The organism is Bacillus sp. GMs2/2, assembly GCF_050172095.1.
In the GTDB taxonomy this organism is placed as follows: Bacteria; Bacillota; Bacilli; order Bacillales; family Bacillaceae_G; genus Bacillus_A; species Bacillus_A cereus.
This window is the reverse complement of record NZ_JBNLYE010000166.1, coordinates 1-8916: the sequence shown is the minus strand read 5'-3', so window position 1 is coordinate 8916 and position 8916 is coordinate 1. Positions and strand designations below refer to the sequence as shown.

The window sequence follows — 8916 nt, the reverse complement described above, 5'->3', positions numbered from 1 at the left end:
AAATAAAATTTGAATTTTATTAAGAAATGGAGAGGGATAAAGATGGAAAAGTATCAAGTAGAAGTGAAAGTAACGAAAACGTATAAAACTCTTGTTGAAGTTGAAATGCCTAAAGATGCGAACGGTGATGATTTCCAAAGATTAGTTGAAGAAAAAGTGGAGTCAATGGATCAAGAAAAATTAGATTATTGAAGAAAAAGTGGAGTCAATGGATCAAGAAAAATTAGATTATCAAGATACTAATCATTTTGTTTTAAAAATCAAATAAAAGCGTTATTCTACAGAAAAAAAGCAGCTAGCGCTGGCTAACTACCTTGTCATAAAACAAAATAAACCCAGATAAATGGGACAAGAATTATAATACTACAAGATAAAAATAAAGGGTGTAATAAAATTTTCTTCATGAATTTTCACCTTTCGAGTATGTTGTTCTAGTTTGTAAATTAACATTTTTTATTTTATAGACTCATTAATTTTTTTACTATTTAAAAGTATGACAATAACCTTACGAAGTTGTAAGACTTCAAAAATGGTTAGATTAAAATTAAATAAAATAGTTATTTTGGAGGGAAATGAAAGTGGAGAAATGCAATTATGTTGGATGTAAAAATGATGCAACAATCAAAGGTTTTATATTCGCTAGAGATCCACAAGGCAGGAAGCATCTTCCTACAGATGTATATGCTTGTGATAAACATAAAAAGTCTTCCAGTTTTTTTGAATATAAAACTGCTAAAACAAACTAAATATAATCCTTATTTTGATGGGAGAAGTACAGATGAAATCCACTATTGAAGGATTGATGATTATTATTCTAATTATATTATTTGCGATTGGACAGATTTTAAATATTTAAACAAAACGCTATTTGAGTAGAAAAGGGGATGGATATGAAAATTCCGTGGAATGAACGTATATATGCTCTCTATAAAGGAGATCAGTTTTTGACAGACGGAACTATTTTAGAAATCAGTAAAGGGACAAATAAAAGCTTAGATTGGCTTAGGTATATGCTAACACCATCGTATGAGAAAAAACGTGAAAATAGCATGAATTGCCTCAGATTGATTCAAATAGATGATGAAGATTAATATGAAAATTTCATTTTGTAGAAAAGGGGAATGGATATGAAAAGATGGCCAGAAGAAAGAGTTGCAGCTTATAAGAGTTATGTTGAAAAAGATACGAAAGAAATTGAGAAATTAGAAGCGGAGTATCAAAGTTTGCAAAATTCTTTGAGAGAAACCATTGAAAGAATACAGCGTATAGAGAATATAAGAAATAATCATAGAGCAGAGTTATACATTCAAGGATGGGATTTTAAAGGTAGTGAATGGATTGGAGTGGACAAGCAATAAAAGAGCAGCTAGCAAAAGCTAACTGCTCGATACAGATAAGAAGTGAAGGAATACATGGACGGTTAAAAGAGTTCTGGCTTATCGCCCATGTATAGTATGTGTTTAATGTTAAGGAATATTCGGATGTGTAAAATTAAAAAAGAGCACCTTCGAACAGTGCTCTTTCTCGGAGTGAATTTAAAACATTTAAGCAGGCCTTATGAAGGTGTATTGAAAAGTGTTCAATACAAAGTATGCCACTTTATAAAAAAAGGTGATGAAAAATAAAAGAACAGTTAGCAAAAGCTAACTGCTCGGTTCTCCAAGGGGAACAAGGAGAAAGTAACTTAATGGGTTGTCTACAGTATTGACGCGATATTGAGTTTTATTCAGAAGGGACTGAAATATTTTGAGTAATTTTAACGGGGAGAAGTTAACGGAACTTCGGCATTTATTCGGAATGACTCAAGGACAAGGTGCTGAATTGTTAGATGTTGATGTTAATAAGTTGATTGAGATAGAGCGATCAAGAATCACCCCAACATTTAATCAAATACAAGTGCTTTGCAAGAGGTTTCATGTTAAACCAAAGTATTTTTATAGCGAATCATTTGTAACTAGTGTGGTAAATCTGAGTTATATTTCTTTTCGATATTAATAAGGAGGTAGAGGTAAATGATTGAGATTAATCTTAAAAGCGGAAGAAGTTTAGGGTGGATATTTGACACTGAACAGGAAATGCAAAAAGCGTGGGAACGAATGGAGACAGTGGATTATACCAAGAAAGGTGCTATTGAATGTAATGGAACTTTAATTCCTTATAGTAGTATTGAATTTCTAAAAATAAAGAAAAACTGAACAAAATAATCCTTTTGTCACCTTAATAAATAGGTACAATTCACATATTTATTATTTTTGAATGTAATGTATCAAATTAATTAAAACGCCCAAAAATGGACATTAAGGGTGTTTAAATAGAAGGAGTGAAGGGTTTGACTAAGATGAAGAAAAAGAAATTAAAAAAAGCAATCGCTCGTCGTACAAAGGCTGTACAAAAAGAAGAGAAAGAAAGACTAGATAAAGCTTGGAGAAATCTTTTTATACATCCGAGCATCATGAAATAAATATAGTCCGGCTAGAAAACTAGAGGGCACCGATTTTTAGAACAGCAATTCAGCTGTTTTAAGAAATGGTGTCCTCTTTCTTATTTTGTAAGGGAGATGGAGAAATGAAGGTACTAAGAGATCAATTACGTGAATGGAAAAAGCAATCAAAACAAGGGAAGAAGACAGACAAGAAAAAACGAAAAGAGAAATTTAGTACTCGTGAAATTGAAGAGTTAATGGGAGTTCATGGACCACGTTATGAGCGCAGACGTGGAGCATTAAGACAAAAATAATAAAAATGGAGGAATTTATTATGAATAAGCAATTATCATTTAAAATGCCTGTTTTAGATGAAGAAGAGACAAAAAATGAAGTTGAAAAAGTATTTGAGGGGTATCGCATGTATTTATCTCAAATGCCAAGTGACATTTTACCCAAGGTAACTGCATCGTATTCAATTGTTCCTCCATCTGTAACAAATGAATTCAACAGTTCTACCGAAAACATAGCAATTGAGAGGGCGCAATATGAAATGGCTAGGTTGAAATTTATGAATTGGATTCATAGGGCTGTTAACAGGCTACCAAAAAGAGAAAGACAAATTATATATATGTATTATATGGAGGAAGAGAAAGGGTACGATCCAGATATCATGGATGAAGTGAAATTAGGTAGAACTACGTATTATAAAGTGAAAGGAAAAGCTTTATTACGTTTAGCCTTCAGTTTGAGAAAAGAAGTATTTAAACAAAAGTCGCAAACTGAAGAGGTAGAAATCGTATGAACATCGTACAGCCGATCCGAGATAAAGAAATCATACAAGAAATAAAGGAGTTCTATAAGAAACAGAATGAGAGGAACTACATTCTGTTTCTTCTTGGTATTAATACGGGTTTCAGGATATCGGATATATTGCGTTTGCGTGTCCGGGATGTTGAGGGATGGAATATTGTAATACGTGAAAAGAAAACAAGAAAAATTAAAGATGTGAAGATGCCTTCAGAACTGAAGAGAGCTATCAGGAATTATACAGAAGGAAAACCGAAGAATGAATATTTGATGAAGAGTAGAAATGGAAAGAATAAACCGATTACTCGTGCAATGGCTTATGTCATATTAAATCAAGCAGCGCAAGAGTTTGGATTAGAACGTATTGGGACACATTCTTTACGTAAAACGTATGGCTATCATCATTATCAACAGTTTAGAGATGTAGCCGTTTTACAGCAAATGTTAAATCATACAGAGCAAAAAGAAACATTGAGGTATATCGGAATTGAACAAGATACATTAAATGATTATCAGAGGAAATTTAAAATTTAAGAGTGTATTTAAAAGTGAATTTTATATTCTCGGCATTTATGTCAGTTAGTTGCCAAAAAAACAGAAAAAGGGTAATATAGTTGCAAAGGGTAGAACCTTAAAATTAAGATGAGGTGTTGCTTATTATGGATATCGGTGTGCCACTAAATGTAAAGAAATTTATTGATAGAGAAATTTCTAAAGGAGTTAGGAGGCAAATAGTCCCGCTGGTTCAGCAAGCTTATGAACTAGTGGATGCTTCTGTAAAAGATATTTCATTTTTACAATGGGGTTTAGGAAAAAGGCATATAGGATATCTTGACAACATAGCTGCGCAGTTTACATTATATGAAGCGGCAAATAAGGGCATACTTAAGGGGATTACAACTCAAATTGTACCTAATAAAAACAAATCAGCGTATCATGTTGAATTACAAACGGAAAATGTAGTTATTACGATAAATAGGGCGCAAAGTAAAGATAAAACAGCGCGAAAAGCGATGTACAGATCTTTGTTGCAAAGAGACAATCAGTATTTTTATCATTTTGGTAAACAAGAAATTTTTGAAGAACCTGGTTATTTAGAGATTACACATCATCAAATTAATAGAAGCGTTGATTTTGTAAATTTAGGAGTACCTGATGGAAGTGGGAAATGGTTTAGTTGTATTGATCTTACTAAAGAATTACATCTAGTTGGCACATCAGAAGAAGAGAAAAAGAAGAACGAAATTTCAAGAGAGCAATTAGTTAGGTTTAAAAATTTTGCTCAAGGAGTGCACGAAAATGGGGGTAAGAATTAACGTAAATAGATCCTTTTGTCCTGAGAAATTAAAAGAAGGACGTGAGTCAAGAGGATTAACAATAAGAGAACTATCAGAAAGAATTGGATTAAGAACGCATCAAGCTCTATCCAAATATGAGAATGGTAAATCCATACCACCTGCTGAAGTTCTATTAAGCATCATGAATATATTAAATCTTCCATATGATTACTTTTTTGAAGATGGATATAGGCAAACAGAAAAGGAAATTGTTTATTTTAGAAGTAAAGCTAATACAACAGCCAAGTTAAAAAGAATTCACGAAATCAAGATTTCATGGCTAATAAATGTATTTGATTATTTGGAGGATATATTAGAATTTCCAGAATCTGATCTTCCAGATACGAATATACAGCATCAAGGACACTTTATGCCTACAAATTTTAATGATATTGAAAATATAGCATCTGAATTAAGAAGGCAATGGAATTTAAATGAAGGGCCAATTTCAGATATTACTCATTTATTTGAAAAGCATGGAATAGTAGTAAGTCTGATAAAATCTGAGGACTTTGCAATAGATGCTTGTTCTAGGTGGATTGACAATAAACTTTTTATACTTGTGGGTAATGAAAGGTCTACTCCTTCAAGAATAAAGTTTACTTTAGCGCATGAATTAGGACATTATTTATTACACAAACATGTAAAGAAAGAAGACTTCAATAAAAAAGAAGTTTATAAGCGTATGGAGGAAGAGGCTAACTATTTTGCATCTTCATTCCTAATGCCTGCTAGATCTTTTTCAGAGGAACTTATTAGTCATAACTTAGATTATTATCTACTTTTAAAAAAGAGATGGCAAATTTCTATACAAGCTATGATATATCGTTCAAGAGAGCTAAATATAATAAATGATTATCAAGCAAGTTATTTATGGAAGCAAATAGCGAAAAAAGGTTGGAGGACTCATGAACCATATGATGATTTATTGCAAATTGAATCACCATTGTTATTAAAAGAAGCGATTGATTTAATTATAGATAATCATGTTAAGACAAAGAAACAATTGTGTGAGGAAGTTAGGTTATGCCAGTCAGATGTAGAGGCTATAGTGAATTTACCTGCTGGATATTTAGATGAGAACAAAGGAAAAGGAACAGTTGTTTCTTTTAAAAAAATTAAAACATAAAGAAAAAAGAGGATTAAGTAAAAAGTTTATACTTAATCCTCTTTTTATCATGGAGCCAATTCAAATTTATATAAAATTGGTTAGGCTCGAATGAAGTTCCTGTACATGTTTTTTGAATTAGCTTAAAACGGAAAGTGTCAAATTCATTTTTATAAAATGCAGAAGAGGTTGATAGTTCTAAGGTTAAATTGAATAGGTGAATTTAACACAATATAGATTATAGCTAATTCATTTTCAAGGATTAAAGAACATATTTATTCAAAACTATGCAAAAAGAGGATGGAAAACGATGTAAAAAAATGCAGAAATAAAAAACGTGAACTATTCGCGGACAATTTGTGAACTATTTACGGACACGTTTTGGTTTTTAACATGTTATATTTGTATTGTGAGAAGTGGCGGAAAACACAACTCATAAAATTTCTTTATAATATATGTTGTTTAAACGGTTTCATAGTAGCGGCACATAAAATCCGAAACCAGCAGATGGTAATGGTTGAATGATAACGTTATTAGGGAGAGCTTTTGCTCTTCTTTGAGCTAACAACATCCTAGGTAGACAGAATGAGGAGAACCTGATAAGTTTTCCGAGAGTGTCTGTCGTGGTTGTTAGCTGAGAGAAGAATAAAACTTCATTTACCGTAATGAATGTGCAAATCAATAAAAAATGAATAAGAAGGATGGTGTGGACGCATGAAAGAAAAACCTCAATTTGTTGAACTTATTCATAATGACTCAGGAAATTTGGTTGAAATTAAAGTAGGAGATATTAGTTTTTCGAAAGATAGAATGAAAATAGTAGACGATTATAAAATAACAGCAGGGATAATTAAAGGTGAATAATTATAATGATGCTACCTTCATCTGGGTGGCAATGAAAGTGTGAATCCGTAACTAATGAATAAGGAGGATGTGGCATGAACCAAAGTATAAATGTATCAGAAAACAAAAAGGTTAATACAGGTGATGAAAAAAAATCCGGATCTCTTACAAGTGTTGTGGCACATTTGTTCGCGACACTAATTGATAAGGGGGTTCTTACGCCTGAAGAAGTTGAGAATATTTTTAAGAGGATGTAGAGGTCGCTATGTGGCAACCTCTATACAGGAACTATCGGGGAACCTTTCCAATTCCAATGAGTTTGTTCTTTGCATCCTTATCTAATTGAGTGTTAATTTCATGATAATAAGCATCAAGAATTTCATTTAAAGCTAAGGCTAACTTTTCATCTTGAATATCGTGTTTCTTAAAAACTGTTGTAATGATGTGTTTGATATGCATGCAACCACCTCCCTTTTATCAGTATTATACAATAAGTAGATGATGGACCGTAGAAAAATAATTAATTAATATGAAAGCATCCATTCGGGTGCTTTTTATTTTGGAGGCGGATGAAATATGGATGAACAGAAATTAATAACGAAAAAGAAAGATAGTATTTATCTTAGACCGAGATATCCTCATAAGATTGATGCAAGTAAAATCGAATCGTTAGAAGACGTAATTAAGATTTTGGGATTGATGGATATTCGTTTAGATGATAAAGCAGTTCAAGGACTGGAACATTTAATTATGGAGGAGGATAAGTGATGAAGTTTAAAACGATGATTGAATGTATGGATGAAAATTGCAGAACGGTTATTCTTACAAAGCATACCGATGGATTACGTTGTGTTAGATGTGGAGGCCCAACAATGCCAATGAAATTTGCGCCATTAGAAAAGACAGAAGAGAAATTAGGAATGATTGAACAAACCATTATTAATAATAAAAAGAAAGAGGTTTACAAAGAACTTCAACAACTAGCACTTTTAATAAAAGATAAACGACATGAAATTAATTTGATGTTAGGGAATTTTAGTCTTGAAGAAAATGATGTAGTGGACGAGTTTTTAATCAATATTGTTACGAATAACGAAATTCCTTCAGATATTGTTTTGTCAAAGAAAATGGAACAGTACCTGTTAGCGGAAGGTATTGAAGAGTTATTGAAAAAGTCTCGTGAAGTTGATGCGGAAAAGTTGGCTAAAAAAGTTCATGAAACGATGCTTAAGAGAGTGAAAGTAAATGCAAATGGATTTTAATAAACTAGAAAAAGCAATGACCATTGGTATAATCCTTCATGCTCTTCGTAGTAGAAAGAAAATAAAACAGCATGTTGGATTAGAACGATTGCCAGATGTAATCAAAGTATTAGATGAATTACAAGAGAATGCAACACTTGAAGAGAAAGAAGAAGCTATAACTAGTTTAATCAATAAGTTGTTGGATGATTTGTTAGAGAAAGATAAGGGGGGACACGAATGTATATAACAAGGATTGAGGATAAAGAAAAGTTGTTAAAGATTATTGATGCACTAGATGAGCTTGGGAAAGATTATAAGGTAACAAAAACTACTAAGCATGTTTCTTTACCACCAGTCACTTATCCAAAAAGAACTTGGATTGTTGAGGAGTTAGAAGTGCTAACAGAAATACAGGAATCGAAATAGGAGTGAGGTAATGAGAACAGAGTACCTTATCCAACTTATAAAAGAAGATCAGCTTATGAAATTTTATAAGTCTAAAGAGTGGAGAGCTTTGCGATTAAAAGCAATTCAACGAGCTAAGAATGAATGTGAGCATTGCAAACAGAAAGGGAAGGTGACGACACGGGATACGCTTGATAAACGTGGACGTAAGATGAAGATGGATGTGAACCATATCAAACCAGTTAAGACGCATCCGCATCTTGCCTTAGACTTAGACAACCTTGAATACCTTTGTGTTCGTTGTCATAACATTGCTGATGGTAAGGATAAGATGATCAGTAGTAGTAAACCTAAATTCTTTAGTGAAGAACGGTGGTAACTATGATAATTGTGGATGGTAGTTGGACATTTGATACGGACTTAATGATTCAATACGCTGAGAAGGACGAGCGTACGTCATATGAACGCGACATGCTTAATCAGTTCCGAAAGTATTCTTACTGGCGTTACTGCCAAATAAGAGACTGTGTGAACTCAAGGAAGTGCAAGCGACTTAAACTTACTGATGTTAGAGAAAGGTTACAAAAAGAAGAGAATTTAATATTTACAACAGACATTCTAAAGATTTCTAGTGAGGAAGTCTTTTTTATTTTGGATTTTATTGAAACCTACTTTGAGTTAGTTTCTTAGATACCCCCCGGTCTTTAAGTTTGGCTTTTTCTTGGAGGACCGCTCAACGGGGGGAGG

Annotated in this window: 21 protein-coding genes; 20 read left to right on the top strand and 1 reads right to left on the bottom strand. The window is 32.7% G+C overall.

Features of this window, described 5'->3' with window-relative positions:
* The first annotated feature begins 42 nt into the window (after window positions 1-42).
* The 14 genes from ACQGS6_RS18370 (at window position 43) to ACQGS6_RS18305 (ending at window position 6777) form a co-directional block, all read left to right on the top strand.
* Window positions 43-192, top strand: coding sequence for a hypothetical protein (locus tag ACQGS6_RS18370; RefSeq protein ID WP_426965400.1), 150 nt, complete (start codon window positions 43-45; stop codon window positions 190-192).
* 386 nt (window positions 193-578) lie between these two features.
* Complete coding sequence (locus ACQGS6_RS18365; RefSeq protein ID WP_426965399.1) at window positions 579-746, top strand: hypothetical protein; 168 nt, start codon at window positions 579-581, stop codon at window positions 744-746.
* Window positions 747-890: 144 nt separating this feature from the next.
* Window positions 891-1091 (top strand): hypothetical protein, encoded by a 201-nt coding sequence (locus tag ACQGS6_RS18360; protein ID WP_426965398.1) that lies wholly within the window; start codon window positions 891-893, stop codon window positions 1089-1091.
* Between the two features lie 36 nt (window positions 1092-1127).
* The gene (locus ACQGS6_RS18355) at window positions 1128-1358 is read left to right on the top strand and encodes a hypothetical protein (RefSeq protein WP_426965397.1); all 231 of its coding nucleotides are present in this window, start codon (window positions 1128-1130) and stop codon (window positions 1356-1358) included.
* Between the two features lie 388 nt (window positions 1359-1746).
* A complete protein-coding gene (locus tag ACQGS6_RS18350) occupies window positions 1747-1995 on the top strand; it encodes a helix-turn-helix transcriptional regulator (RefSeq protein WP_100651078.1) in 249 nt (82 codons plus the stop codon).
* 17 nt (window positions 1996-2012) lie between these two features.
* Complete coding sequence (locus ACQGS6_RS18345; RefSeq protein WP_033698097.1) at window positions 2013-2195, top strand: hypothetical protein; 183 nt, start codon at window positions 2013-2015, stop codon at window positions 2193-2195.
* Window positions 2196-2329: 134 nt separating this feature from the next.
* The gene (locus tag ACQGS6_RS18340) at window positions 2330-2461 is read left to right on the top strand and encodes a DUF3983 domain-containing protein (RefSeq protein ID WP_140155652.1); all 132 of its coding nucleotides are present in this window, start codon (window positions 2330-2332) and stop codon (window positions 2459-2461) included.
* A gap of 104 nt (window positions 2462-2565) precedes the next feature.
* Entirely contained in the window at window positions 2566-2736 is a 171-nt protein-coding gene (locus ACQGS6_RS18335) for a hypothetical protein (protein ID WP_098975881.1), read from the top strand.
* A gap of 20 nt (window positions 2737-2756) precedes the next feature.
* Window positions 2757-3227 (top strand): ArpU family phage packaging/lysis transcriptional regulator, encoded by a 471-nt coding sequence (locus ACQGS6_RS18330; protein WP_426965395.1) that lies wholly within the window; start codon window positions 2757-2759, stop codon window positions 3225-3227.
* Entirely contained in the window at window positions 3224-3766 is a 543-nt protein-coding gene (locus ACQGS6_RS18325; protein WP_426965394.1) for a tyrosine-type recombinase/integrase, read from the top strand. Before ACQGS6_RS18330 ends, ACQGS6_RS18325 begins: the two co-directional genes overlap by 4 nt.
* A gap of 125 nt (window positions 3767-3891) precedes the next feature.
* Complete coding sequence (locus tag ACQGS6_RS18320; RefSeq protein ID WP_426965393.1) at window positions 3892-4548, top strand: hypothetical protein; 657 nt, start codon at window positions 3892-3894, stop codon at window positions 4546-4548.
* Entirely contained in the window at window positions 4532-5698 is a 1167-nt protein-coding gene (locus ACQGS6_RS18315) for a helix-turn-helix domain-containing protein (RefSeq protein WP_426965392.1), read from the top strand. Before ACQGS6_RS18320 ends, ACQGS6_RS18315 begins: the two co-directional genes overlap by 17 nt.
* Before the next feature lie 693 nt (window positions 5699-6391).
* Window positions 6392-6541, top strand: a complete 150-nt coding sequence (locus ACQGS6_RS18310) for a hypothetical protein (protein ID WP_426965391.1) — start codon at window positions 6392-6394, stop codon at window positions 6539-6541.
* A 74-nt stretch (window positions 6542-6615) separates the two neighbouring features.
* Window positions 6616-6777 carry a hypothetical protein gene (locus ACQGS6_RS18305; protein WP_170924966.1) on the top strand — a complete coding sequence of 54 codons (162 nt, stop codon included), beginning with the start codon at window positions 6616-6618 and terminating at the stop codon, window positions 6775-6777.
* 31 nt (window positions 6778-6808) lie between these two features.
* Here ACQGS6_RS18305 and ACQGS6_RS18300 read toward each other — a convergent pair whose 3' ends face one another.
* Window positions 6809-6979 carry a hypothetical protein gene (locus tag ACQGS6_RS18300; RefSeq protein WP_426965390.1) on the bottom strand — a complete coding sequence of 57 codons (171 nt, stop codon included), beginning with the start codon at window positions 6977-6979 and terminating at the stop codon, window positions 6809-6811.
* Between the two features lie 117 nt (window positions 6980-7096).
* On the opposite strand from ACQGS6_RS18300, the gene ACQGS6_RS18295 reads away from it, so the two are divergent.
* From ACQGS6_RS18295 to ACQGS6_RS18270, 6 genes are read left to right on the top strand one after another with little or no spacing between them, the layout of a single operon-like run.
* On the top strand, window positions 7097-7288 hold the full coding sequence (locus ACQGS6_RS18295) for a hypothetical protein (protein WP_426965389.1): 192 nt from the start codon (window positions 7097-7099) through the stop codon (window positions 7286-7288).
* Window positions 7288-7782 (top strand): hypothetical protein, encoded by a 495-nt coding sequence (locus ACQGS6_RS18290; RefSeq protein ID WP_426965388.1) that lies wholly within the window; start codon window positions 7288-7290, stop codon window positions 7780-7782. The genes ACQGS6_RS18295 and ACQGS6_RS18290 overlap by 1 nt, the downstream gene beginning before the upstream one ends.
* Complete coding sequence (locus tag ACQGS6_RS18285) at window positions 7766-8011, top strand: hypothetical protein (protein ID WP_426965387.1); 246 nt, start codon at window positions 7766-7768, stop codon at window positions 8009-8011. The genes ACQGS6_RS18290 and ACQGS6_RS18285 overlap by 17 nt, the downstream gene beginning before the upstream one ends.
* The gene (locus tag ACQGS6_RS18280; RefSeq protein ID WP_086410062.1) at window positions 8002-8190 is read left to right on the top strand and encodes a hypothetical protein; all 189 of its coding nucleotides are present in this window, start codon (window positions 8002-8004) and stop codon (window positions 8188-8190) included. Before ACQGS6_RS18285 ends, ACQGS6_RS18280 begins: the two co-directional genes overlap by 10 nt.
* 10 nt (window positions 8191-8200) lie before the next feature.
* On the top strand, window positions 8201-8548 hold the full coding sequence (locus tag ACQGS6_RS18275) for an HNH endonuclease (protein ID WP_426965386.1): 348 nt from the start codon (window positions 8201-8203) through the stop codon (window positions 8546-8548).
* Window positions 8549-8550: 2 nt separating this feature from the next.
* Window positions 8551-8859: a hypothetical protein gene (locus ACQGS6_RS18270; RefSeq protein WP_426965385.1), complete on the top strand. Its 309-nt coding sequence runs from the start codon at window positions 8551-8553 to the stop codon at window positions 8857-8859.
* Window positions 8860-8916: the final 57 nt, after the last annotated feature.

Coding starts and splice junctions, on each gene's coding strand:
- ACQGS6_RS18370 (WP_426965400.1), top strand. CDS start 43: ATGGAAAAGTATCAAGTAGAAGTGAAAGTAACGAAAACGTATAAAACT.
- ACQGS6_RS18360 (WP_426965398.1), top strand. CDS start 891: ATGAAAATTCCGTGGAATGAACGTATATATGCTCTCTATAAAGGAGAT.
- ACQGS6_RS18355 (WP_426965397.1), top strand. CDS start 1,128: ATGAAAAGATGGCCAGAAGAAAGAGTTGCAGCTTATAAGAGTTATGTT.
- ACQGS6_RS18345 (WP_033698097.1), top strand. CDS start 2,013: ATGATTGAGATTAATCTTAAAAGCGGAAGAAGTTTAGGGTGGATATTT.
- ACQGS6_RS18335 (WP_098975881.1), top strand. CDS start 2,566: ATGAAGGTACTAAGAGATCAATTACGTGAATGGAAAAAGCAATCAAAA.
- ACQGS6_RS18330 (WP_426965395.1), top strand. CDS start 2,757: ATGAATAAGCAATTATCATTTAAAATGCCTGTTTTAGATGAAGAAGAG.
- ACQGS6_RS18325 (WP_426965394.1), top strand. CDS start 3,224: ATGAACATCGTACAGCCGATCCGAGATAAAGAAATCATACAAGAAATA.
- ACQGS6_RS18320 (WP_426965393.1), top strand. CDS start 3,892: ATGGATATCGGTGTGCCACTAAATGTAAAGAAATTTATTGATAGAGAA.
- ACQGS6_RS18315 (WP_426965392.1), top strand. CDS start 4,532: ATGGGGGTAAGAATTAACGTAAATAGATCCTTTTGTCCTGAGAAATTA.
- ACQGS6_RS18310 (WP_426965391.1), top strand. CDS start 6,392: ATGAAAGAAAAACCTCAATTTGTTGAACTTATTCATAATGACTCAGGA.
- ACQGS6_RS18305 (WP_170924966.1), top strand. CDS start 6,616: ATGAACCAAAGTATAAATGTATCAGAAAACAAAAAGGTTAATACAGGT.
- ACQGS6_RS18300 (WP_426965390.1), bottom strand. CDS start 6,979: ATGCATATCAAACACATCATTACAACAGTTTTTAAGAAACACGATATT.
- ACQGS6_RS18295 (WP_426965389.1), top strand. CDS start 7,097: ATGGATGAACAGAAATTAATAACGAAAAAGAAAGATAGTATTTATCTT.
- ACQGS6_RS18290 (WP_426965388.1), top strand. CDS start 7,288: ATGAAGTTTAAAACGATGATTGAATGTATGGATGAAAATTGCAGAACG.
- ACQGS6_RS18285 (WP_426965387.1), top strand. CDS start 7,766: ATGCAAATGGATTTTAATAAACTAGAAAAAGCAATGACCATTGGTATA.
- ACQGS6_RS18280 (WP_086410062.1), top strand. CDS start 8,002: ATGTATATAACAAGGATTGAGGATAAAGAAAAGTTGTTAAAGATTATT.
- ACQGS6_RS18275 (WP_426965386.1), top strand. CDS start 8,201: ATGAGAACAGAGTACCTTATCCAACTTATAAAAGAAGATCAGCTTATG.
- ACQGS6_RS18270 (WP_426965385.1), top strand. CDS start 8,551: ATGATAATTGTGGATGGTAGTTGGACATTTGATACGGACTTAATGATT.